Below are 22,113 nucleotides of genomic sequence, written 5' to 3' on the forward strand. Positions count from 1 at the left end.
GATCTTCTCCGGCGCGGTCTCCGGATCAGCCGCTCCACGCCGGGTGCCGGGGGTCGTCGGCCCGCACCAGCACGTCGGCGGTCCCGGCGGGGTCGGTCTCGTCCGCGTAGCGCTCGAAGGCCTCCAGGGTCCACTGGTCGGCCTCGGGGGTGCGGCGGCGCAGGGCGCCCGGGGAAAGGAGGACGTGAACGCTCAGGTCGAAGGGGAACCAGTGCCGCAGCAGGAGGGGCCCGTGCAGCAACAGAAAGCCTCCGGGCGGGAGTTGGACATAAGGGCTGCGGGTGGCGCGGTCGGTGTCTGGGTCCCACAGGTCGGGCAGGACCCGGCCGTCGCCGCCCGGTTCGAGGGGGCCGAAGACCTCGCGCCACAGGGCACCGGTGTCGAACCAGCCGTTGTAGTAAGCCTCCACGTCCTCGCGGCCGTACTCCAGGCGGAGCGAGGCGGGGCGCAGGAAGCCTTCGGTGCCGACGACGAGCGAGGGGCGGCCGCGTGTCCGCAGCGCCTCGGAGACACGCTCGGCGAGATCCTGCGGGCGGGCCGCGGGGGCACCGTCGAAGGCGATGCGGGGCCAGGGGCCGGCGTCGGCCGGCTTCAGGTCGAGCAGTCGATCGGCCAGCGCGTCGCCGAGCCGCTCCCAGGTGATCGCTTCGAGTCGCACACGGCCCATGATGCGTCAGTCGCCGAACAGGACGGGGGCCGCCTGTGGGCGCGACGGCGGCGAAGAGACCCGGGTTGCGGGCCTCGTGCCGGACGCGGGCGGCGTCGAGGAAGGGCATGGGTGGTCGGTGTCGAGCAGAGCGGGGCCGTGGTTGACCGCTCGCTCAGGGGAATGAATGCCGTATGGCTCGCCTCGCAACTCCCCCGCACCGCACCGGGCTTCTCGTCGTCCAGCCCCTCAGACGGAAGCAGTGCGCCGAGTGCCGGGTCGGGCCGTTGCCGCTGCTGGCGCTGGAGGAAGGGGCGCCGCGGTGTCTGGACTGCGCCGACCTCGGGCATCTGGTGTTCCTGGCCCGCGGGGACACGGCGCTGACGCGCAGGGCACGGGAGGAGAGCGCGCTGTCGGCGGTGGTCGTACGGTTCAACCGGCGCAAGGCACGCTACGAGCGGCAGGGCGTACTCGTCGAGGAGGCGGCGCTGGCCCGGGCCGAGGCGCGGTGTCTCGCGGACGCCGAGGCACGACGAAGGCGCCGGGTACGGGACGCCCGGCGGCGGGCGGCGGAGGACGTGCGGTTCACGGACGCGTTCGCGGCGGAGATACGGCGGCTGTTTCCGGGGTGTCCGGTCGAGCGGGCGCTGGGCGTCGCGGCGCATGCGTCGGTGCGGGGCAGTGGGCGGGTGGGGCGGAGTGCGGCGGGGCGGGCGTTGTCCGAGGGGGCGGTGGTCTCGGCGGTGGCGGCGTCCGTACGGCACCTGGACACGCCGTACGACCAGTTGCTGATGAGCGGGGTGCCTCGCGCCGAGGCGCGGAGACGCATCGCGCCGACCGTGGAGGCGGTGCTGGGCGGCTGGCGGGCGACGGGGGCCGAGGCCGGTTGAGGCCGTACGGCACCACAACCGAGCCGTACCTGCCAGCCGAGCCGCCGAGCCGCACGACCAGGACGCCGTCGAGCCGCCCAACTGGGCCACGCCACCGAGCCGCTCCGCCGTGGTGTACGGCCATGCCGCGCCCTCTGGCCGGCGTCGTCGTGGCGGAGCGTCGTCGTGACGGAGCGGGGGCGTCGATGGTCTGAGGGGCGGTCGGTCGAGGACTGCGCACTGTGGACGCTCGCGTATGGGCCCGCGGTCTTCGGCCATGGTGACCCTCCCCGTACGGGAATTCACTTGTGGTGACGGTAGGTGCCGGGCAGGATCTCGGCTCGATGCGGGAGTTGACGACATGATCGAGGGACCGTACTTCGTACTGACGGTGCTGGGTGTGCTCGGGACCGGTCTGGTGGCCGGGGTTTTCTGCGGCTTCTCGACCTTCGTGATGAAGGGGCTCGCCGAGCTGCCGCCGGCGCAGGGCGTCGCCGCGATGAAGGCGATCAACGTGACCGCGTTGCGGCCCGCGTTCATGCTCGTGTTCGCCGGGTCGGCGGTGCTGTGCGCGGTGATCGCCGTGGTGACGTTCGTGCTGTGGCCGGACGAGGGGACGGTGGAGCTGCTGCTGGGCAGCGCGCTGTATCTGTTCGGCTCGTTCGGCGTGACCATGGTCGCGAACGTGCCGCGCAACGACACCCTGATGAGGCTGGACGCGGGGACGTCCGAAGCGGCTGCGTACTGGCCGACGTATGTGCGCGAGTGGACGAACTGGAACCACGTCCGCACGGTCGCCTCGGGTGCGGCGGCGCTGTCGTACGTGCTCGCTCTCACCTAGCCCCCCGCACGTAGCCACGGCACGGGCCCGGGAGAGGCTCGCGGAGCCGCCGGAAAGCGCTGTCCCCCACTCTGCGCGAGCGGTCGACCGGACGTATCGTGGCCGGAAGAGTGCCGCCGGCGGGCCGATGACGCACGGCCCGTGGATGCCCACGCAAGGAAGACGGCCATGGCCGATCCCAAGGGATTCATGACCACCCCTCGCCAGGACTGGCCTCGTCGGCCGGTCGAGGAGCGGGTCCGGGACTGGGACGAGGTGTACGTCCCCGGGGCGCTGCTGCCCATCATCAACAAGCAGGCGGACCGGTGCATGGACTGCGGGGTCCCGTTCTGCCACGACGCCTGTCCGCTGGGGAACCTGATCCCGGAGTGGAACGACCTGGTCAGCCGGGACGACTGGCGGCAGGCGGCGGACCGGCTGCACGCGACCAACAACTTCCCCGAGTTCACCGGCCGGTTGTGCCCGGCGCCCTGCGAGGCCGGGTGTGTGCTCGCCATCAACCAGCCCGCGGTCACCATCAAGAACGTCGAGGTCGCCATCGCCGACCGGGCCTGGGAACTGGGCCTCGCGCCGCCGCGCCCGCCGGACCGGCTGTCGGGACGTACGGTCGCGGTGATCGGGTCGGGGCCGACCGGGCTCGCCGCGGCCCAGCAGTTGACCCGGGCCGGGCACACGGTCGCGGTGTACGAGAAGGACGACCGGCTCGGCGGGCTGATGCGGTACGGCATCCCCGAGTTCAAGATGGAGAAGCACCATCTCCAGCGGCGGATCGAGCAGATGCGGGCCGAGGGCACGAAGTTCCGTACGTCGACGGCGGTCGGGCGGGACGTCGGGGCGGCGGAACTGCGGACGCGGTACGACGCGGTGGTGGTCGCGACGGGAGCCACGGCCTGGCGGGAACTGACCGTGCCCGGAAGGGAGTTGGCCGGGATCCACCAGGCGATGGAGTATCTGCCCCTGGCGAACCGGGTGTGCGAAGGGGACTTGGAGAGCTCCCCGATGTCCGCCGCCGGGAAGCATGTCGTCATCGTCGGCGGCGGTGACACGGGGGCCGACTGTCTCGGCACCGCGGTGCGGGAAGGCGCCGCGTCCGTCACGCAGTTGGACATCTACGCCCAGCCGGGCGCCGAGCGTGACGAGGACGCCGAGCCCTGGCCGACGTATCCGAAGATCTACCGGCTGTCGGCGGCGCACCAGGAGGCCGGCGACCTGCGGACCGCCCCGGCGGCGGACGCGGACGCGCGGCTGTTCGCGGCGTCCACGCTGCGCTTCACCGGTGACGCCGACGGGCAGGTGCGGTCGCTGCATCTGACCGAGGTCGACGCGGCGCGGCGGCCGGTCCCGGGCACCGGGCGGACGCTCCCCGCCGACCTCGTCCTGCTCGCCCTCGGCTTCTCCGGGCCGGACCGGGACGACGGGCTCGTCGACCAGCTGGGGCTGGCGATGGAACCGCGCGGCACGATCACCCGGGACGCCGGGTTCGCGACGAGTGCCTCGGGCGTGTTCGCCGCCGGGGACGCCGCCCGCGGGCAGTCCCTCATCGTGTGGGCGATCGCGGAGGGGCGGGCGGTTGCCGCGGCCGTCGACCGCTACCTGACGGGGAACTCACAACTCCCGGCTCCGATCGGCCCGTTCGACCGACCGATGACGGTGTGAGGGACCGACGACGGTGTGCCCGCCGATGACGGTCTCACCGGGTCTCAGACCCGCTCGTCCGTCCCCGCCACCTTCTTCGTCGCCAGTGCCACCCTGTTCCAGGTGTTGATCGTGAGGATGAGGGCGAGCACCTGGGCCAGTTCCTGCTCCTCGAACACGGCCGCCGCGTCGGCGTAGACGTCGTCGGGGACGCCTGCGTCGGCCACCAGCGTCACGGCCTCCGTGAGGGCCAGCGCCGCCTGCTCCCGTTCCGTGAAGAAGTGACGGGCCTCGCGCCACACCGAGACCATGTGGAGCCGGTCCTCGCTCTCGCCGGCCTTGCGGGCGTCGTTGGTGTGCATGTGGAGGCAGTAGGCGCAGTGGTTGAGGTGGGAGGCGCGGATCTGGATCAGTTCCACCAGGGACGGATCGAGACCGGCGCGGGCGGCGGCGTCGAAGCCGATGAGGGCGCGGAAGACCTTGGGGGCGCTCTTCGCGAAGTTCAGGCGGGCGGCGGTACTCGGGTTCGCGGTCGTGTTCGTGTTCGTGTTCGTCGTCATGTCCCTTAACCTACGGGCGCGAAAGACCCCCTGTAGGGTGCATTCCCATGGCGAAATCGTGGGTCAATTCCGCGGAGCGGATCGGCTCCGACCTGCACCTGGAGCTCTCCGGACCGGGCAGCAGACGGGCCGCCCTCATCGACGCCCTCCGCGAGGCCGTGCGCGGCGGACGGCTCGCGCCCGGCACCCGGCTGCCGCCGTACCGTTCGCTCGCCGCCGACCTCGGGGTCGCCCGCAACACGGTGGCGGACGCGTACGCCGAACTCGTCGCGGAAGGCTGGCTCACCGCCCGTCAGGGCTCAGGCACCCGGGTCGCGGAACGGGCGGAGCCATCGCGCGGCCACGCGCGCGTACCCGTCAGAACGCCGCCACGCGCGCGTGGCCCGCGGCACGACCTGCGGCAGGGCACCCCGGACGCGTCGACGTTCCCGCGTGCGACGTGGCTGGCGTCCTATCGGCGGGCCCTGCAGCAGGCGCCCAACGAGGTGTTCGGCCCCGGCGATCCGGCCGGTCGGATCGAGCTGCGGGAGGCACTCGCCGAGTACCTGGCACGCGCGCGTGGCGTGCGTACCGAGCCCGGCCGGATCGTGATCTGCTCCGGCTTCGCACACGCCCTGCGGCTGCTCTTCGACGCGCACCCACCGGTCCTGCGCGGCCCGTTGGCCGTGGAGGAGTACAGCCTGCCCTTCCACCGCGAACTGCTCGCCGCCGCGGGCGTCCGGACCGTACCGCTGCCGCTGGACGAACACGGCGCCGACGTGGGCCGGTTGGCGCGGGAGCGGGCCGTGCTGCTCACGCCGGCGCACCAGTTCCCCACCGGCGGGCCACTGCACGCCGAGCGGCGGACGGCCGTCGTCGACTGGGCACGCGCGCGTGACGGAGTGGTGCTGGAGGACGACTACGACGGCGAGTTCCGGTACGACCGCAAGCCCGTCGGCGCCGTGCAGGGGCTCGACCCGGAGCGGGTCGTCTACGTCGGCTCGGTCAGCAAGAGCCTGTCGCCCGCGGTACGGCTGGGCTGGATGGTGCTGCCGGAGCGGTACGTCGACGGCGTGCTCGCGGCCAAGGGCGAGCGGGAGGCCTGGGCGAGCGTCCTCGACCAGCTGAGCCTCGCCGACTTCCTCACCTCGGGGTCGTACGACCGTCATGTGCGGCGCATGCGGCAGCGGTACCGGAGCCGCCGGGACCGGCTCGTCGCCGCGCTCGCCGAGCACGCGCCGCACATCGAGGTCACCGGGGTCGCGGCCGGGCTGCACGCGGTGCTGCGGCTGCCACCGGGCACCGAACGGTCCGCGGTGAAGGCCGCCACCTGGGCGGGCGTCGCCCTGGACGGCCTCGCCGAATTCCGGCACCCGGACGCGGCACGGGGGACGGCGGAGGTCGGCACGGCGGCGCGGGAGGCACCGGGGACCGGCACGGCGGCGCACGACGGGCTGGTCGTCGGCTACGCGACGCCCTCGGAGCACGCGTACGGGGCGGCGCTGGACGCGCTGTGCCGGGCGCTGCCCCCCGAGGCCGGCTGAGGGGTCTCCTCGCCGTCTCCTCCCGTCTTTCCGCCGTCTCCTCCCCGCCTCCTCCCCTCGGAGGAGCCTCGGCGTACTGCCTGCGCAGGAGCGCGCCCCGAGCGCGCTCCTCCGGTGCTCGTAATTCTTCTCCGAGCGCCCGAAAAGTGGGGTTCCGACCGACATGGAACCCGGCTGCGGTGGGATCATTGCAGCAGGAGGTGTGCTGCCGTCGGGCCCGGTGCGGGGCCGGCAGCGGTTCGCCCCATCCTTCGTTCCGCCGTCAGGCGCAGGGCCACCCCCGCGCGTCCCCCCTGTTGGCGGCCGGTCCTGGAGGGTGAGCGATGACGACGCTCGACGAACGTCACGGAGAAGGTGCGCGAGACGGGGACAGGCCCCGGGGCGAGGTGGCCCTCGGTCTGGTCGACGCCCCTGCCTTGGCCGCCGTCCCACTCGACCGACCCGGCGCGGCGGTGCCCGGCAGCGCCGGGTCCAAGGCCGCGAACCTCGCGCGCGCGGCCGGTGCGGGGCTGCCCGTGCTCCCCGGCTTCGTGATCCCTCACCACGGCGGCGGTGACCCGGTCGCCCTGCGGCGCGCCTGGGACGAGCTCTCCGAGGGCGGCTCCCGCCCGCTCGTGGTCCGCTCCTCCTCGCCCCAGGAGGACACGGAGGAGTCGTCCCTGGCGGGCCAGTTCGCCTCCGTCCTCGATGTACGCGGCTGGCGTGACTTCCTTACGGCGGTGCGGACCGTGCTCGACTCCGCGGCGCGGCCCGACGGCTCCACGGCACCGATGGCGGTGCTGGTGCAGCCGATGCTCGCGGCGCGGGTCGGCGGGGTGATGTTCGGCGCCGATCCCGTCGAGGGCCGGTCCGACCGGATGCTGGTGAGCGCTGTGCGGGGCGGGCCGGACAGTCTGGTCAGCGGGGAGCAGGCGGGCACCGACTACTTGCTGAGCGGACGGGGACGGCTGCTGCGGACGGAGCCCGCGGAGGGCGGCGCGCTCCTGACCCGCTCCGAGTTGGTCCGGCTGGCGCGGCTCGCGCGGCGGGCCCGGCGGATCTTCGGCGGACCGCAGGACATCGAGTTCGGCTTCGACGCGGACGGTCGGCTGTGGCTGTTCCAGAGCCGCCCGATCACGGCGATGGCGGCGCGGCCCCCGCACGGGGCGCGGCTGCTCGGGCCCGGCCCGGTGGCGGAGACGCTGCCCGAGCAGTTGGCGCCGTTGGAGGAGGACCTGTGGGTGGCGCCGATGACCCGTGGACTCGCCGCCGCGCTCGACATCGGCGGGAGTGCGCCGCGCCGGCTGCTGCGGACGGTACCGGTGGTCACGACGGTCGGTGGCCGGGCCGCCGCCGATCTGCGTCTCCTCGGCGCCGTCGGCCCGCGGCACCGGTGGCTGGCGCTGCTCAACCCGGCGCCGGGGGCGCGCAAGCTGGGCGCGGCGTGGCGGGTGGGCCGCCTCTCCGCGGCGCTGCCGGGTCTGGCGACGGACCTGATGGCGGACGTCGACCGGCGCCTCGCGGAGATACCACGGCTGTCCACGCTCCCCGCCTCCGCCCTGGTCGCGGAGGTCCGCTGGACCCGCAGGACCCTGGTCTCCCTGCACGCCCAGGAGGCCCTCGCGGGAGCCCTGCTGAGCGAGCCACCGAAGAGCCGGACCGGAGCGGGCACGGCACTGGCCGCCCTGGAAACGGCACGCGCGCGTGGCGTTCCCGACGACCGGGCGATCGCCGAGAACCCGGTGATCCTGGCCCTCACCTCACCGAGCCTGCACGGACGCGGACGCCTGCCGGAGCCGACGACCCTCGGTGTCGAGGCGGCGCCGGCGGGCCCCGAGGCCGAGGCGGCGCAGGCGGGGTCAGGCGCCCCGGCCGCCACCGAGAGCGCCCCCGCACCCCCCACCACCCCCCTCCCACCCCGCGAAGCCCTCCGCCTCCGTATCCGCTGGGTGCAGGAGCTCCAGGTGCGGCTAGTGCGGGAGGCGGCCCGGCGGGTCGGGCTGGACGTGGAGCGGGTCGGGTTGCTGCGGTGGCGGGAGTTGGCCGCCGTGCTGCACGGTGCGGCGCTGCCCGGCGATCTCGGGGCACGGGAGCCGCAGGGTGAGTCGCCGCCGTTGCCGGACGCGTTCCGGCTGACGGAGGGCGGAGTCGTCGTTGCCGAGCGGACGGGCGACGGCCGCGACGGGATGCGAGGCGTGTCCGGCGGGCGGGCCGTCGGGACCGTGTGGGACGGGGCGGGTCCCCGGCCGCGGGACCCCGTGCTCGTCGTACGGACCCTGGATCCCGCGCTGGCCCCGCTGCTGCCCGGACTCACCGGGCTGGTCGCCCAGACCGGCAGCCCCCTGTCCCATCTCGCGGTGCTGGCACGGGAGTTCGAGGTCCCCGCCGTCGTCGGGGCGGCCGACGCCGTGCACCGCTTCCCGGTCGGCTCCCGTCTCACCGTCGACGGGACCGCCGGGGACGTACGACTGGAGGACGTACGGCCGGGAGACGTACGGCCGGGAGACGTACGGCCGGGAGACGTACGGCCGGGAGACGTACGGCCGGGAGACGCGCCATGAGGAGGGTCGCGTACGTCTTCGGAGGCCTGGCCGCGGCCGGGGCCGGGACGTATCTCGTCGTCTATCTGTACCGGTGGCAGTGGCAGCGGGCCATGCTGTGCGGCGTCCTGCTGCTGGTCGTCGAGGTCATGCTGCTCGGCATCGTGATGCTGGGTCGGCTGAGCCGTATCGAGGAGCGGCTGAGCGCGTCCGACCAGCGGCAGCAGGAGCAGGCGGCACGCCAGGAGGACGCGCTCGCCCGGCTCCGGCAGCCGGCCGTGGAGCGGGAGGAGACCCGGTTCCGGTGGCTGGAGGACCCGGCGGACCGGGCGTACGTCTTCGTGCCGGTCCTCATGGTCACCGGCGTACTGCTGTCCGGGCTGGCCTGGGTGGTGCAGCGCGTCGCCTCGGCCACGGCCCGGCCCGCCGAGCGGCGACTCGCCGGGCGGCTGGCCGTGCTCACCGCACCCGATCCGGCCGCACCGGACGACCTGGAGGACCTGCCCTCACCGGCCGCCGCGCCGCCGAGGGCCCGGACCGTGCGGGTGGCCGCGGTCGGCGTGGCCGGTGTCGCCCTGCTCGGCGGGCTCGTCGTGGGGCTCGCGGACCTCACCCAGACCCGGGACGAGGGCGCCAACGACAGCGCGGCGACCTCGGTGGTCGTCAAGGTCGAGATGCGCGGCCCGGACACGACGGAGCAGCGGCGGTCGCTGGCCGCTGAGCAGGTCTGGGAGCGCTGTCGGGACTCCACGTCCGTACCGCTGCGGCACGCGACGCTCGGTGATCTGGGCGACGGTCTGTACGCGGGAGTCGTACGGCCCGCGCTCACCGATCACGACCGGATGCGGCTGCGCGGCTGCCTGGAGGACGCGACCCTGGAGCGCGCTCATCTCACGGTGGTCGGCATCGGCGACGCGGACGCCGACGACGACGACTGATCGGCGACGAGGAGGACGCCAGGAAAGGCCGAAGGGAGCACGAAGAAAGGGGCCGAAGAGAGGGTCCGGAGAAAGAGACCGGAGAAAGGGTCCGAAGAGAGGGACCAAGCGGACATAAAGGCAACATTTACGAGCGTACACGGACAAGACGGCCAATCGGGTGACGTGTTACCTTGCCAAAGCGCCCACGTCCCCTAGTCCCCCGGGTCGCCCATGGCTGTCATCACCACCACCCTGCCCCGCCCCGCCCTCCCCGACCGCTCGCTCCAGCGGCGCGTCCGCCGGATCCTCGTCGGCATCGTCGTCGGCTACCTCGCCCTCTGGGCGGTAGGCGCGGGAGGCATCCTGGCCCTCTCCTTCCTGATGCGCGAGGACACCCCGGCACCGGCCGGGACCCGCACGGTGCAGGGGGTGAACCACTTCCAGCCGGTCGACACCCAGGGCCGCCTCTGGCGCGGCTCCGCCCCCTCCCCCGCCGGTTACCGCGCACTGGCCGGCATGGGCATCACCACCGTCGTCGACCTCCGCGCCGAGGACCTGAGCGCCTCCCAGCTCGCCAACCCGAAGAACGCCGGCCTGAACGTCGTACGACTGCCCATCCGTGACGGGCAGACCCCGACGCCCGCGCAGGTGCAGCGGTTCCTCGATGTCGTCGCCCGGTCGTCCGGACCCGTGTTCGTGCACTGCGGTGCCGGAGTCGGCCGTACGGGAGCGATGGCGGCGGCGTATCTCGTGCACACCGGCGAGGAGTCGTCCGCGGCGGCGGTACGGCGCAACCTCGCGGTCGGGCCGCCGTCGATCGAGCAGATCTGGTACGGGCTGAACCTGAGCCCCGCGAAGGCCGAACAACCGCCGCTGCCCGTCGTGGTCGTCAGCCGCGTGGTGGACGCGCCGCGCCGCATCGCCTCCTGGTTCTGAGCACCCCGACCCGATCCGACCTGAAATGAAATGAACTGCCCTGGCACAGGTCAGGTCTTGCGCCCCACCGCCCCGTACCCCGGGATCACCCCGTCGTCCTGCCCCGGTACCGGATCCCCCAGTTCGGGATGCCACAACTGGGGTACCTCCACGCCCGGTTCGACCAGTTCCAGGCCGTCGAAGAAGCGGGCGAACTCCGCGCGGGAGCGCAGGGCGAGGGTGACACCGGCGGCCTTGAGCTTCTCGGTGGCCGCCTTCGACTCCTCGGGGGTGAAGTCGGCGGTGGCGTGGCTGGCCACCAGGTAGCTGCCGGGCGGCAGTTCGGCCAGGAGCCGGCCGACCAGCTCGTGCGCGCCGTCCTCGTCGGACACGAAGTGCAGCAGGGCAACGAGCGAGAGCGCGACGGGACGTTCGAAGTCCAGGATCTTCCGCGCACCCGCCACGATCGCCGCCGCGTCCCGGAAGTCGGCCTGGAGGTACTCCGTCGCCCCCTCGGCCGTGCCGGTGAGCAGGGCCGAGGCGTGGGAGAGGACGATCGGGTCGTTGTCGCTGTAGACCACGCGCGCGTCGGGCGCGATCTCCTGGGCGACCTGATGGAGGTTGGGTTCGGTGGGTATGCCGGTGCCGATGTCGAGGAACTGGCGGATGCCGTGTCCGGCGAGCCATCGGGTGGCCCGGTGCATGAAGGCCCGGTTGACCTTGGCCATGACCGGGACCCTGGGATCGAGGGCCAGCATCTGCCGGCCCATCGCCTCGTCCACGGGGAAGTTGTCCTTGCCGCCGAGATACCAGTCGTACATCCGGGCGGGGTGGGGCCTGCTCGTGTCGATATCGACCATCGGTCGAGTATCCATCAATTAAGCACTACGACAAGGAAGTTCAGAGCGGCGTCGGACCAACACGTCACGACAGCAGGAAGTCCGCCTCCCCCGCCTTCGCGCCCTCGATGAAGGCCGTCATCTCGTCGGTGGTGTAGATCAGCGCCGGGCCGTCGGGGTCGGTGGACTGACGGACGGCGATCCGTCCGTCGGCGAGCTTCATGGCCTCCAGGCAGTTGCCTCCGTTGCCGCCGCTCCAGGGCTTGTGCCAGCCCTCACTGCCCAACTCCCGTGCGGGCATGCCGTTGTAGACGGGTATGCGCGGCTTGATGCGATCCATTCACAGCTCCTTGCGGAGATCCCGGAGGATCTCCTTCGTGCGATGTGCCGTAGCGGCCTGCGCCGCCATGCGGTCCATGACCTCGAGATGGGTCGCCACCTCGGGGCGCGCGTCGAGATAGACGGCGCCGGTCAGGTACTCGCTGTAAACCATGTCCGGAAGCTCCGGCACGGCGAATCGGAACAGCACGAAGGGCCCGTACGTGCCGGGGTGCGGCCCGTTTGCGAACGGGGCGATCTGCAGCGTCACGTTGGGCAGCTTCGTGGCCTCGAGCAGCTTGTCGATCTGGGCACGCATCACCTCCGGGCCGCCGACGGGGCGGCGCAGCGCGGTCTCGTCCACCACGGCCCAGAACCGCGGCGCGTCGGGACGGGTGAGCAGTTCCTGGCGTTGTACTCGCAGTGCGACGTGCCGTTCGATGTCTTCCGGGCTGGTCTGGCCGATCGCCCCGGACTTCAGGACACCGCGGGCGTAGTCCTCGGTCTGCAGCAGCCCGGGCAGGAAGTGGGGGTCGTACGACCGGATGAGGCCGGCGGCGCCCTCGAGGCTGACGTACATCGAGAACCAGCCCGGCAGGATGTCGTGGAACCGCTGCCACCAGCCGGGCTTGTTGGCCTCCTCGGCCAGCTCGACGAAGGCGTCGGCCTCCTCCTCGGAGACGCCGTAGGACTTCAGGAGCAGCTGGAGGTACGGGATCTTGAGGCCGACCTCGGCCATCTCCATCCGGCGGACCGTGGCGGGGGCGACGCGCAGGACCTTGGCGGCCTCCTCGCGCTTGAGACCGGCGCGCTCGCGCAGGTCCAGCAGGCGCCTGCCGAGGACGACCTGGCCGACCGTCGGCGCGGACCGCGGCTCGCTCACCCTCCACCTCCTGGACGTCCCGGGGCCCGGGGACCCGTAAAAACCTGTGCAAAAGAATCCTGGCAGCCGGACGGCGCCATTCGAAGACCTATTCGAAGACCTGGTCGGATCTCCGGTGATCTCAACTGGCGCCGCTCGACATGCTGTTGCGAGCAGTGTGCCACGGCCTTCCAGACCGTCACACAGCACTCTGCAATTTTCAGAGTGACACTTGCCAAGTGTTCACGGCGGGGCGATAGTGGCAAGCGTGATTCCGTCCGCGCCCTTAGGAACAGACGCCGCCGCAGGCCCCCACAGCCTCGGTGCCGCCGAGGGAGTAACTCCTGGTGGGGCCGCTGCCGAGCGCCGATTCCGGTTCGAGCTGGCCGCACATCCGGGTTCGCCGGCCCAGGCGAGACGGTTGACGCGGGCTCGGCTGAACGGCTGGTCGGTCTGCGAGGACATCTGCGATTCGGCGGCCCTGGTGGTCACCGAGCTGGTCACCAACGCGATCGTGCACACGGCGAGCAGCCACATAGTCTGCGAGCTGCACGACGGCGACGAGCTGGTGCGAATAGCCGTGCGTGACGAGGGTTGCGCGCCGGGTGAACCCCGCCCGTCGACGCAGCGCGGTGAAGAGGAGCACGGGAGGGGACTGCTTCTCGTCGACGCCCTCTGTCACGCCTGGGGCGCCCATGAACACGGCTTCGGCCTGCTGGTCTGGGCGGAACTGCCACGCAAGGCCGACGCCCCCCGCCACGACTGCGGCCCCTGCAACGACCTCGGCTGGGGAGCCCGCCCGAAGCCCGGCCCGGCCGGCGGCTCGGAAGACCAGGGCGACGAGGCGGACGCCCGGCACGGAGGGCTTGCCGCCCCGCACGAGGGAGCTACCGCCCGGCACGACGGGACGGCTCGGCACGACACAGACACCCCCCACCACGGGACTGACGCCCCGCACGACGGAGTCGCCTCCCGGCACGACGGAACGACTCGGCACGAAGAGGCCGCCCACCACGGCGAGGCGGACATACGCCACCACGGCGAAGCCGACGCCCACCACCAAGGCGAGCCGGACACGCGCGGCCACCACATCGAGGCGGACACTCGCGGCCACCACACCGAGCGACCGCACGACACGCCACGGGCCCACGACACGGCACGGACCTCCGAAACCGCCCGGCCCCACGACACGGCACGGGCCCCCGAAACCACCCGGCCCCACGACGACACCACCGCGTGCCACCACGACCTGGCCCGCCTGCACGACCCGGAGCGACACCACGGAACAGCCCGGCGCCACGGGACGGGGGGCCCATGGCTGTGAGGCCCGTGGCCGGCGGCAAGGTACTGACCCTGGACACGCTGCTCCGCCTCCGGCGTGACCTGCGCGCCCCGGCCGCACCCCGCCGCCTTCCCGTCCCCGAGGGCATGACGGCCCCGCTGGGCTGCGACGCGGTCGCCATCCCCGCCCGCTTCGGCCCGCTGGTCATGCCCCGGCTGCCCAGAGTGGGGTGCGTCTACGCCGATGAGACGCACTGGTGGTGGCTGGTCCCGTCCGACTCGGACTACGCCCTGGAGTGGCCCGCCCCCGCCCAGTACGCCACCGGCGCGATCGTTCCGGACGCGCCGGTGGCCCCCGACCTGATCCACCGCCCCGACGGGGAGCTCCCGTACACCCCGCCGATCCCGCTGTACCTGGCGTTGTGCCGGGTGACGGGGACGACCCCGACCTGGTCACGCCCCATCAGCGCGTAACCCGTCCCGCACCGCCCACGGCGTACGCCCGCGCGTCCCGGCATATCCGTCTGCGCCCTGCCCCCCGCACCCCCCTCCCGCGATAGTGGCCCTCCGTCCACGAGCGTCCACGAGCGGGGGAGGCCGACGGTGAGGAAGAAACGGGACGTCGGGGGGCCCGAGGTCTCCGAGTCCGAGCAGCTGCTCTTCGGCGGCCCCCTGCGCTACGACGCGGGCTGGAACAGCCACTCCAAGGCCCGGCTCCAGCTGAGCTTCCGGGCCATGCTGCGGCAGCTTCCCGCACTGCTAGCGCTCAGCTTCCGGCTGGCCTGGCAGGCGGACCGCAAGGCCGCGCGGGTCGTGCTCGGCGCCGAGACGGGCCGGGGTCTGGCGCAGGCGGTGAGTCTGCTGGCCGTGAACAGCGTGCTGGGGCGGCTGATCGCCGGCGGTCCGATCGAGGAGCGGTTGCGCGGTGCCGTCCCCGCCCTCGTCGCCATGGCCTCGGTCATGCTGGTCTCCGCGCTGCTGCGCGCCGCGTCGACGTACGCCACCGGCCGGCTGGAGCCCAAGGTGGAGCGGGTGGCGAGGGAGCGCTATCTGGAGCGGGCGGCCGCCGTGGAGCTGGCCGCGATCGAGGACCACGCCTTCCACAAGCTGCTCGACACCGCGCAGTACGGCGCCACGTCCGCGCGCCGCATGATCGCCTACGCCACCCGGGTCATGAACGCGGCGATCTCGCTGATCGCGGCGGCCGGTGTCCTGACCGTGCTGCACCCGGCCCTGCTCCCGCTGCTGGTCACGATGACCCTGCCGAGCGCGTGGAGCGCCCTGACCAACGCCCGCAGACGGTACGAGTCCTTCCACACCTGGGTGCAGCACGCCCGGGCCGGTCATCTCCTCAGCGATCTGCTCATCGAGCCGGAGTCGGCGCCGGAGATCCGGGTGCACGGGGTCGGCCCCTTCCTGCTGCACCACTTCCGGGCGATGTCGGAGGTCGCGGAGGCCGAGCAGGAGCGCCTGGCCCGGCTCGCGGCCCGTACCGGGCTGTTCGCGGCGTGCTGGACGGGCCTGGCGACGGTGGCGACGTACGCGACACTCGGTGGTCTGCTGCTCTCCGGTGCGATGGCGCTGTCGGTGGCGGGTACGGCGGTGATCGCGATCCGCTCGGGCTCCGGCAGCCTCGACAGCCTGGTCCTGGAGGTGAACCAGCTCCACCAGGAGGCGTTGTTCGTCGGAGACCTCCAGCGGCTGTACGTCGAGGCGGAGAAGCGGGCCATCCCGGTCGGCGGGCGGGAGCTGCCCGAGGACCCGGCGGAGATCCGCTTCGAGAACGTCACGTTCAGCTACCCGGGCGAGTCGACGCGGCCCGCCCTGGACGATGTGTCGCTGGCTCTCCCGCTGGGCCGGATCGTGGCGCTGGTCGGCGAGAACGGCTCCGGCAAGACCACCCTGGTGAAGCTGCTCGCGGGCCTCTACAAGCCCGACCGGGGCCGGATCCTGTGGGACGGAGTGGACGCGGCGGGCGCGGACCGGCGGCTGCTCGCCGAGCGGATCGCGATGGTCGCGCAGGACTTCAAACGGTGGCCGTTCACCGCCAAGGTCAACGTGGCGATCGGCCGCTCGGCCGCGCCCCTGACCGAGGAGCGCATGAGCGCCTCGGTCACCGAGGCCGGGGCGCAGGAGGTGGTGGCCGATCTGCCGCACGGCCTGGACACCCTGCTGGCCCGCCACTTCAGCGGTGGGCACGAGCTGTCCGGCGGGCAGTGGCAGCGCCTCGGTATCGCGCGGGCCGCGTACCGCCGCGGCCGCATCCTGATCGTGGACGAGCCGACGGCGGCCCTGGACGCCCGGGCCGAGCTGGAGGTCTTCGAGAAGATCCGGGCCCTGGCGGGCACCGGTCAGACGGTGGTCCTGATCACCCACCGGCTGGCGTCCGTGCGCCACGCGGACCTGGTCCACGTCCTGGAGCAGGGCCGTCTCGTGGAGTCCGGCACGCCCGAGGAACTGCTGGCCACCGGTGGCGTCTACGCCGAGCTGTACTCGCTCCAGGCGCGCCAGTTCACGGCCGAGGTCCCCAGGGCGGGGTGATCAGGGCTGGGCGATCTGGGCGGGGTGCTCAGGCGACCACGTCGGCGGCCGCGTCACCCCGCACGATGACCAGGAACGCGTCCGTCGCCAGGTCCATCACGACCTCGGCGTTCAGGCCCTCTGCGCGTCGTGCGTGTGCGAACTCCTCCGCGGGCCACGATCCGCGCGGCCCACCGGCGGGAAAGCGTTCGAGCACGGTTCGCCCGTTCACCATCCTGCACCTCCAGAAAGCGTCGTACTTGTAGGAGTTAACGCTCTGGGGAGGGTGAACGCCTCGCTCAGTTGCGGGACTGAGACGTAGCTGACACGGGTTCGGCGCGAAGCGTGAGAATCCGGTTACTTACCGGTCACTTTCGCTACCTTCCGTGTCAGTCCTCGTACTCGTCGTGATACCGGACACGCTCACTCCCCGCAGGCGCCCCCAGCGTCGACGCGCGCCCCTTGGGCTCCTCCCACTCCTCCTGCCGGCCCAGCGCGGTGAGGTCCAGGAGGCTGGTGGTGGAGCCGAGCCCGTCGAGACCTCGTTCGTACGTCGAGTAGGTGTGGAAGACCCGGTCGCGGTCCCGCAGGAAGCAGCTGACGCCGGGCCGCTCGAAGAGCTCCCCCTCCTGCTCCAGGGTCGCCTCGAAGTCATGGTTGAAGTCGCCGCCGTACGACGAGTACCAGGGCAGGGTCCAGCCCATCCGCGCCTTGAACGGCAGGATCTTCGTGTACGGCGCCCTGGACACGGCCGCGAACGTCGTCCCGCGTGCCTTCAGGTGCGCGAGATGCCCGATCTGGTCCAGGAACGCCGAACAGCTGCGGCAGCCCGCGTCCCACTCGGGCGCGAACATGAAGTGGTATACGACGAGTTGGGCCCGCCCCTGGAACAAGTCGAGCAGCGTGGCCTTCCCGTCGCCGCCCTCGAAGACGTACTCCGTGTCCACCTCCACCATGGGCAGCCCGCGCCGCTCCGCGTTGAGCGCGTCCCGCGCCCGCGTCGCCGCCTTCTCCTTGACCAGCAGTTCCCCGCGCGCCGCGCGCCACTGTGCACGCGAGACGATCTCCGGAAGCGACATGACCCCTCCTGCTGCGACGGTCCGTTCGGGGTAATGACCGGTGTCGCGGGCGAAACTCATCGGCGGCTCGGGAAACTTCTCCGGCCCGGGTCGGGCTCTAGGTGTCGTAGTCCTGGATGCGCTTGCCGTGGCTCCGGTCGAGGAGTGCGGGCATGCGCTCCCCCAACTCCCCGACGACCTCGGCCACGTCGATGGTCAGCAGTTCGCGGTCGCGCATCAGGATCCGGCCGTCGACGATCGTGGTGCGGACGTCGGAGGAGCGGGCGCTGTGCACGAGAGTGGCGGCGAGGTCGTGGACCGGCTGGGTGTGCGGGCCGGTGAGGTCGACGAGGACGAGGTCGGCGCGGCGGCCGGGTGCGAGGGTGCCGACGCTGTCCCCGAGGCCGACCGCGCGGGCGCTCTGGAGTGTGGCGTGGTGCAGGGCCTGGCGGGAGGTCAGCCAGCGGGGGTCGCCGGTCGTGGACTTCTGGATGAGCGCGGTGAGCGCCATGGACTCCCATACGTCGAGGGAGTTGTTGGAGGCGGCGCCGTCCGTGGCGAGGCCGACGGGGACTCCGATGTCGTGCAGGGCCCGTACGGGGGTGGTGGAGGGCCAGCCGAACTTGAGGTAGCCGCGGGGCGCGGTGGCGACGGCGACCCGGCCCGCGGCGCCCGCGAGAACGGGCAGGTCACGGTCGAGGATGCCGGTGCCGTGGGCGATCAGGACGTCGGTGTCGAGGATGCCCGTGCGGACCAGGACCTCGATGGGGGTGACGCCGTGCCGTTCGAGGCTGACCTCGGCCTGGTCGCGGTTCTCGGAGGCGTGCAGATGGACGGGCAGGCCGTGTTCGCGGGCGAGTTCGGCGGTGGCGGCGAGGTCGGCCTCGTCGACGGTGTACGGGGCGTGCGGGGCGAGGGCCGTGGTGATGCGGCCACCGGCGGCGCCCCGGTGTCGTAGCGCGAACTCCAGTGACTTCTCCCGGCCTTGGGGACCCTGGGAGGAGAAGTAGGCCTCGCCGAGATGGGCGCGCAGCCCGCACTCCTCGACGACTGGGGCGACGGCGTCCATCGAGAAGTAGTGGTCGGCGAAGCAGGTGACACCGGCGCGGATCATCTCGGCGCAGGCGAGCCGCGCGCCCAACTCCACATCCTTCGCAGTGAGGTTGGACTCGATCGGCCACACGACGTCGTTGAACCACTCCTCGGTGGGCATATCCTCGGCGACACCGCGCAGCGCGACCATCGGGGCGTGGGTGTGGCAGTTGACGAGACCGGGGAGGGCGACCTGGCCACGGGCGTCGATGTGCTGCCGTCCTTCCACGGGCGCGGGCGCGGGGGTGGCGGCGACGGACTCGATGACTCCGTCTCGTATGACGATGGTGGCGTTCTCCTCGAACCCGATGCGCTCCTGATCGTCGTGCACGAGAGCGGTGCATCCGGTGATGACGAGGTCGGCGGGCGGAAGGCCGGTCGGTGAGGGGCCGTTGGGAGGGACGGTCATCCCGCCAACGTACGACGGTGTCGTCGCACCGCGTGAGCCGAACCGCGCATCCGGTCCCGACTCTGTCGCGAGACCGGCCGGACGAGCACGCTGACCTCACCACCGCGTCCGGAAGGGGGCCCGGCATGCTCATCGGCACCTGGAACCTGGAGAACCTGTACCGGCCGGGAGGCCCGTTCGGCCCCAAGGACAAGGCGGCGTACGAGACGAAGCTGGCCGCCCTCGCCACCGTGATCTCGGCACTCGACCCGGCGCTCCTCGCCGTGCAGGAGGTCGGGGAGCCGGAGGCGCTGCGGGACCTGGTCGGCATGCTGGGCGGCGACTGGCACACCGCGCTCTCGCGGCACGCGGACGGCCGGGGCATCCGGGTCGGTTTCCTCAGCCGGGCGCCGCTGGAGGTGCTGCACGACACGAAGGGGTTCCCGGCGAAGCTGCGCCCGGTGCAGGCGGACGACAAGGAGCTCACGGTGTCGGAGGCGGGCCGTGGCTTCCTGGCGGTGGAGGCGGCGACGGCGGGCGGTCCGCTGCGCGCGGCCGCGTGCCATCTCAAGTCCAAGCTGCTGTCGTACCCCGGCGGCCGCTTCCAGCCGCGCGACGAGGGCGAGCGGGCCCGGTTCGGCGCGTACGCGCTGTACCGGCGGGCGGCCGAGGCGACGGCACTGCGCGCGCTGGCCGATGAACTGCTGGAGGGTGACGGCCGCGCGCGGGACGTCGTCGTCCTGGGCGACCTCAACGACGAGGTGCAGGCGGCGACCACCCAGCTCCTCCTCGGCCCGCCCGGCTCAGAGCTCGGCACTCCGGCCTTCGACCGGCCGGACGGCGGCGACGCGGCACGGCTGTGGAACGTGGCCCCGAGGATCCCCGCCGAACACCGCTTCTCCCGCGTCAACTCCGGGCGCCGCGAACTGATCGACCACATCCTGCTGAGCCACCGGACGGTCCACCGGGTGACCGCCGCGGGCACGGGCCTGCCGGACGAGCACGCGCCACGGCTGCCGTCGGTGGGGGCCGATCCGGCGGAGCGGCAGGGGGCGGCTGGGTCGGACCACGCGCCGGTGTGGGTACGGCTCGACTAGGACGCTGACTCGGCCGGAACGGCGACTCAGCCGGCGAGGGGCAGCTCAGGGAGGCGTATCCGCGCGTGTTCGCGCCCCTTCGCGAGCTCCTCCGCCAACTCCGCGAGCCTGCGGGTGTAGCGGGAGTCGATGCGGCCCGAGTCGTCGAGGTGGACGGCACATGCGGTGGTGGTGTCGACGAGCTGTTCGAGGGTGACGACGATGTCGCCCGTGCCCTCCGAGTGCCGGGCGAGCGCGGGGAGTTCGGCGGCGGCGACGGCGATGGCGGTACGGGCCTCGGCGAGCGTGCGGTACGCCTCGCGGCGCAGGGTCCAGCGCGCGGCACGGTCGTCGGAGCCGCTCAGTACGTGGTCGAGGTACGCCTGCGCGGCGCCGCTCGCCGCCGCGAGCCTCGCCCGCACTCCCCCGGCCCGCTGCCCCGGCATCGGCAGATGGCCGACGAGGAGGACGAGCGCGCAGGCCAGCAGGGTCTCGCCGATCCGTCCGGCGGAGGCCTGCGGTTCGCCGCCGACCATGACCAGGGCCAGCACGAGGACGGTGACGACGGCGGTCTGGGCGGCGAAGTGCCGGGTGGCGACGGGGATGAGCGCCCCGCTGACGGCGACGAGCGCGATGAGCCCTTCGGGACGGGGCAGTACGGCGGCGAAGGCGGCGAACACCAGCGCCCCGAGCACGGTCCCGGCCGCCCTGCACAGCACCCTCGACGCGAGCGGTCCGAGGTCGGGCTTGACGAGGAAGACGGCGGTGGCGGGCAGCCAGTACCAGTGCTCGTGCTCCCCGTACCAGTGGGAGTGGTGCAGGGCCTGGGCGATGGCGGCGCTGGCCCCGAAGCAGAGGGCGACCCGCAGCCCGTACTCCCGCCCGCCGACCCCGAGGACGGCGCGGAGCAGATCCCGTCCGGTGCGCCTGCGGGTGTGCAGATCGCTCCCCTCGGCCTGGTCGAAGGCCTCCGCGGCATGCAGCAGCGCGTCGTCGAGGGCGCGCAGCGCGGGGGCCGACCGCGAGGGCGCGGGCAGCGGCCCGGTGTGCGAGTTCTCGCGTACGGCGGCGGCGAGGCGCCGGGGTCCCTCCGCCGCCCTCGCCGGCACCGCCTCCTCCGCCCAGGCGAGGGCGGTGGCGGCCTCGCCGAGCGGCAGCGCGGCCGCGTACTGCGCGTGCAGCCGCCGCTCGGCCGCGGAGCTGGCGTACCGGCGCAACCGGGGCCCGGCGAGGGCGTCCTGGGCATGGTCGAGGGCGGCGGTGAGCGCGGCACGCCGAGTGGTGGCGTGCGCGGTGCCGACGGCGTCGAGAAGTGCGGCGACGGCGTCGTAGACCGCGGCCACCGCCTCCCGTTCCCCGTCGAACCGGAAGTCCCCGGCGAGCGAGCCCGGAGTGGGCAGGACCAGCCGCAACGCCAGCAGCCACACGGCACCGGCGAGATAGGCGAGCGCCCGCTGCCACCCCGGTTCCGGCAACGGCATCCCGGCCCCGATCGCGGCGGCGACGAGCACCTGCGTACCGGCCGCGGAGGCGACGGGCCCGACCGCACTCATGCCACCTGCGACCAGACCGAGCCCGGTGAGTACGAGGGTGAGGGCAACTGCCTCGAGCGACCCCCCGGCGTACGTCCCCAGCAACAGCCCACCCGCCCCGGCGAGCGCGGGCACCCCGATCCGCTTGACGGACACCCGCCGACCGCCCGGCCGGTCGTTGATCCCGGCGAGCATGGCCGCGATGGCGGCAACCACCCCGAGCGAGACCCACCCCCCGGCCACGGCCACACCCAACAGAGGCCCGGCAGCCAGCGCCCCCCGAGCCACGGCACTCCAGGGCACGGGACCACGCTGAGCACGAAGGGCATGAGCGAGCCAGGGCGGCAGAGCGAGAACGCGGGACACAGGGCTCCTGTCGACTGGACGAGGGCGGGGTAAGCCTTCGGGCGACGGTGGCCGGGCTGTCGGGGTCCACGGTAGAGGGGGGTGTTGGAGGAGATGGGGCCGTTGTATTTCGGGGATGTGACGGTTGGCCGGAGAGGCGAGTTCTTTATGAACGCAACTCGCGGCGGGCCTCCGGAAAAAAGGAGCGGGCCCGAGGGCGTAGCCTGCCCCCGGGCCCTGTGAATGCCGTCCATTTCGCACGCCGGCACACTTGAGAACCCAGATCAGTCGTAATGTCGTCGCGTCCTGCCTTTGGACCACCGCACATCGAGCTGTGCGGACTGGACTTGAACCAGCATCTCGACGCCCTGGGC

At 72.8% G+C, this 22,113-nt stretch carries 19 protein-coding genes and 1 pseudogene; 11 read left to right on the forward strand and 9 right to left on the reverse strand.

Going from position 1 to position 22,113, the window contains the following annotated elements; all coding sequences use genetic code 11:
- Nucleotides 1–25: 25 nt before the first annotated feature.
- Complete coding sequence (locus tag ABKA17_RS33550) at nucleotides 26–667, reverse strand: nucleoside/nucleotide kinase family protein (protein WP_353696087.1); 642 nt, start codon at nucleotides 665–667, stop codon at nucleotides 26–28.
- Nucleotides 668–840: 173 nt separating this feature from the next.
- Between ABKA17_RS33550 and ABKA17_RS33555 the strand changes: the two genes are divergently transcribed.
- From ABKA17_RS33555 to ABKA17_RS33565, 3 genes are all read left to right on the forward strand, one after another.
- Nucleotides 841–1,536, forward strand: a complete 696-nt coding sequence (locus ABKA17_RS33555; RefSeq protein WP_353696088.1) for a DUF2293 domain-containing protein — start codon at nucleotides 841–843, stop codon at nucleotides 1,534–1,536.
- Between the two features lie 340 nt (nucleotides 1,537–1,876).
- Nucleotides 1,877–2,356: an anthrone oxygenase family protein gene (locus ABKA17_RS33560; protein WP_353696089.1), complete on the forward strand. Its 480-nt coding sequence runs from the start codon at nucleotides 1,877–1,879 to the stop codon at nucleotides 2,354–2,356.
- 168 nt (nucleotides 2,357–2,524) lie between these two features.
- On the forward strand, nucleotides 2,525–4,012 hold the full coding sequence (locus ABKA17_RS33565) for a glutamate synthase subunit beta (RefSeq protein ID WP_353696090.1): 1,488 nt from the start codon (nucleotides 2,525–2,527) through the stop codon (nucleotides 4,010–4,012).
- 44 nt (nucleotides 4,013–4,056) lie between these two features.
- Here the strand turns inward: ABKA17_RS33565 and ABKA17_RS33570 are convergent, their stop codons facing one another.
- Nucleotides 4,057–4,551, reverse strand: a complete 495-nt coding sequence (locus ABKA17_RS33570; protein ID WP_353696091.1) for a carboxymuconolactone decarboxylase family protein — start codon at nucleotides 4,549–4,551, stop codon at nucleotides 4,057–4,059.
- A 47-nt stretch (nucleotides 4,552–4,598) separates the two neighbouring features.
- On the opposite strand from ABKA17_RS33570, the gene pdxR reads away from it, so the two are divergent.
- The 4 genes from pdxR to ABKA17_RS33590 all read left to right on the forward strand — a co-directional run bounded on the left by pdxR (nucleotide 4,599) and on the right by ABKA17_RS33590 (nucleotide 10,449).
- Complete coding sequence (gene pdxR, locus ABKA17_RS33575) at nucleotides 4,599–6,074, forward strand: MocR-like pyridoxine biosynthesis transcription factor PdxR (RefSeq protein WP_353696092.1); 1,476 nt, start codon at nucleotides 4,599–4,601, stop codon at nucleotides 6,072–6,074.
- A gap of 323 nt (nucleotides 6,075–6,397) precedes the next feature.
- Nucleotides 6,398–8,614, forward strand: coding sequence for a PEP/pyruvate-binding domain-containing protein (locus tag ABKA17_RS33580; RefSeq protein ID WP_353696093.1), 2,217 nt, complete (start codon nucleotides 6,398–6,400; stop codon nucleotides 8,612–8,614).
- Nucleotides 8,611–9,531, forward strand: a complete 921-nt coding sequence (locus ABKA17_RS33585) for a hypothetical protein (RefSeq protein WP_353696094.1) — start codon at nucleotides 8,611–8,613, stop codon at nucleotides 9,529–9,531. Before ABKA17_RS33580 ends, ABKA17_RS33585 begins: the two co-directional genes overlap by 4 nt.
- 213 nt (nucleotides 9,532–9,744) lie before the next feature.
- Nucleotides 9,745–10,449 (forward strand): protein-tyrosine phosphatase family protein, encoded by a 705-nt coding sequence (locus ABKA17_RS33590; protein ID WP_353696095.1) that lies wholly within the window; start codon nucleotides 9,745–9,747, stop codon nucleotides 10,447–10,449.
- Between the two features lie 50 nt (nucleotides 10,450–10,499).
- Here the strand turns inward: ABKA17_RS33590 and ABKA17_RS33595 are convergent, their stop codons facing one another.
- The 3 genes from ABKA17_RS33595 to ABKA17_RS33605 all read right to left on the reverse strand — a co-directional run bounded on the left by ABKA17_RS33595 (nucleotide 10,500) and on the right by ABKA17_RS33605 (nucleotide 12,468).
- A complete protein-coding gene (locus ABKA17_RS33595) occupies nucleotides 10,500–11,288 on the reverse strand; it encodes an SAM-dependent methyltransferase (protein ID WP_353696096.1) in 789 nt (262 codons plus the stop codon).
- A 64-nt stretch (nucleotides 11,289–11,352) separates the two neighbouring features.
- Nucleotides 11,353–11,607 (reverse strand): DUF397 domain-containing protein, encoded by a 255-nt coding sequence (locus tag ABKA17_RS33600; protein ID WP_059197394.1) that lies wholly within the window; start codon nucleotides 11,605–11,607, stop codon nucleotides 11,353–11,355.
- On the reverse strand, nucleotides 11,608–12,468 hold the full coding sequence (locus tag ABKA17_RS33605; RefSeq protein ID WP_353696097.1) for a Sco1979 family transcriptional regulator: 861 nt from the start codon (nucleotides 12,466–12,468) through the stop codon (nucleotides 11,608–11,610).
- Nucleotides 12,469–12,706: 238 nt separating this feature from the next.
- Here ABKA17_RS33605 and ABKA17_RS33610 point away from each other — a divergent pair.
- The 3 genes and pseudogenes from ABKA17_RS33610 to ABKA17_RS33620 form a co-directional block, all read left to right on the forward strand.
- Nucleotides 12,707–13,303 (forward strand): annotated as a pseudogene (locus tag ABKA17_RS33610) (ATP-binding protein); the annotation flags it as partial.
- A 458-nt stretch (nucleotides 13,304–13,761) separates the two neighbouring features.
- Entirely contained in the window at nucleotides 13,762–14,202 is a 441-nt protein-coding gene (locus ABKA17_RS33615; protein WP_353696098.1) for a hypothetical protein, read from the forward strand.
- 129 nt (nucleotides 14,203–14,331) lie between these two features.
- On the forward strand, nucleotides 14,332–16,269 hold the full coding sequence (locus ABKA17_RS33620; protein WP_353696099.1) for an ABC transporter ATP-binding protein: 1,938 nt from the start codon (nucleotides 14,332–14,334) through the stop codon (nucleotides 16,267–16,269).
- A 28-nt stretch (nucleotides 16,270–16,297) separates the two neighbouring features.
- Here the strand turns inward: ABKA17_RS33620 and ABKA17_RS33625 are convergent, their stop codons facing one another.
- From ABKA17_RS33625 to ABKA17_RS33635, 3 genes are all read right to left on the reverse strand, one after another.
- Nucleotides 16,298–16,483: a DUF8839 family protein gene (locus ABKA17_RS33625; protein WP_353696100.1), complete on the reverse strand. Its 186-nt coding sequence runs from the start codon at nucleotides 16,481–16,483 to the stop codon at nucleotides 16,298–16,300.
- A gap of 154 nt (nucleotides 16,484–16,637) precedes the next feature.
- On the reverse strand, nucleotides 16,638–17,327 hold the full coding sequence (locus tag ABKA17_RS33630) for a DUF899 domain-containing protein (RefSeq protein ID WP_353696101.1): 690 nt from the start codon (nucleotides 17,325–17,327) through the stop codon (nucleotides 16,638–16,640).
- Nucleotides 17,328–17,424: 97 nt separating this feature from the next.
- Entirely contained in the window at nucleotides 17,425–18,807 is a 1,383-nt protein-coding gene (locus tag ABKA17_RS33635) for an amidohydrolase (protein WP_353696102.1), read from the reverse strand.
- Nucleotides 18,808–18,932: 125 nt separating this feature from the next.
- Between ABKA17_RS33635 and ABKA17_RS33640 the strand changes: the two genes are divergently transcribed.
- Nucleotides 18,933–19,883 carry an endonuclease/exonuclease/phosphatase family protein gene (locus ABKA17_RS33640; protein ID WP_353696103.1) on the forward strand — a complete coding sequence of 317 codons (951 nt, stop codon included), beginning with the start codon at nucleotides 18,933–18,935 and terminating at the stop codon, nucleotides 19,881–19,883.
- Nucleotides 19,884–19,909: 26 nt separating this feature from the next.
- Here ABKA17_RS33640 and ABKA17_RS33645 read toward each other — a convergent pair whose 3' ends face one another.
- On the reverse strand, nucleotides 19,910–21,637 hold the full coding sequence (locus ABKA17_RS33645) for an FUSC family protein (RefSeq protein ID WP_353696104.1): 1,728 nt from the start codon (nucleotides 21,635–21,637) through the stop codon (nucleotides 19,910–19,912).
- Between the last annotated feature and the right edge of the window lie 476 nt (nucleotides 21,638–22,113).

The sequence above is a fragment of the Streptomyces sp. RG80 genome (assembly GCF_040446465.1).
Taxonomy (GTDB): domain Bacteria; phylum Actinomycetota; class Actinomycetes; order Streptomycetales; family Streptomycetaceae; genus Streptomyces.

Excerpts from the sequence above, each read along its gene's own strand:
- ABKA17_RS33580 (WP_353696093.1), top strand. The coding sequence starts at position 6,398 with ATGACGACGCTCGACGAACGTCACGGAGAAGGTGCGCGAGACGGGGAC.
- ABKA17_RS33635 (WP_353696102.1), bottom strand. The coding sequence starts at position 18,807 with ATGACCGTCCCTCCCAACGGCCCCTCACCGACCGGCCTTCCGCCCGCC.
- ABKA17_RS33570 (WP_353696091.1), bottom strand. The coding sequence starts at position 4,551 with ATGACGACGAACACGAACACGAACACGACCGCGAACCCGAGTACCGCC.
- ABKA17_RS33590 (WP_353696095.1), top strand. The coding sequence starts at position 9,745 with ATGGCTGTCATCACCACCACCCTGCCCCGCCCCGCCCTCCCCGACCGC.
- ABKA17_RS33615 (WP_353696098.1), top strand. The coding sequence starts at position 13,762 with ATGGCTGTGAGGCCCGTGGCCGGCGGCAAGGTACTGACCCTGGACACG.
- pdxR (WP_353696092.1), top strand. The coding sequence starts at position 4,599 with ATGGCGAAATCGTGGGTCAATTCCGCGGAGCGGATCGGCTCCGACCTG.
- ABKA17_RS33555 (WP_353696088.1), top strand. The coding sequence starts at position 841 with ATGGCTCGCCTCGCAACTCCCCCGCACCGCACCGGGCTTCTCGTCGTC.
- ABKA17_RS33640 (WP_353696103.1), top strand. The coding sequence starts at position 18,933 with ATGCTCATCGGCACCTGGAACCTGGAGAACCTGTACCGGCCGGGAGGC.
- ABKA17_RS33585 (WP_353696094.1), top strand. The coding sequence starts at position 8,611 with ATGAGGAGGGTCGCGTACGTCTTCGGAGGCCTGGCCGCGGCCGGGGCC.
- ABKA17_RS33550 (WP_353696087.1), bottom strand. The coding sequence starts at position 667 with ATGGGCCGTGTGCGACTCGAAGCGATCACCTGGGAGCGGCTCGGCGAC.
- ABKA17_RS33625 (WP_353696100.1), bottom strand. The coding sequence starts at position 16,483 with ATGGTGAACGGGCGAACCGTGCTCGAACGCTTTCCCGCCGGTGGGCCG.
- ABKA17_RS33630 (WP_353696101.1), bottom strand. The coding sequence starts at position 17,327 with ATGTCGCTTCCGGAGATCGTCTCGCGTGCACAGTGGCGCGCGGCGCGC.
- ABKA17_RS33560 (WP_353696089.1), top strand. The coding sequence starts at position 1,877 with ATGATCGAGGGACCGTACTTCGTACTGACGGTGCTGGGTGTGCTCGGG.
- ABKA17_RS33595 (WP_353696096.1), bottom strand. The coding sequence starts at position 11,288 with ATGGTCGATATCGACACGAGCAGGCCCCACCCCGCCCGGATGTACGAC.
- ABKA17_RS33600 (WP_059197394.1), bottom strand. The coding sequence starts at position 11,607 with ATGGATCGCATCAAGCCGCGCATACCCGTCTACAACGGCATGCCCGCA.
- ABKA17_RS33565 (WP_353696090.1), top strand. The coding sequence starts at position 2,525 with ATGGCCGATCCCAAGGGATTCATGACCACCCCTCGCCAGGACTGGCCT.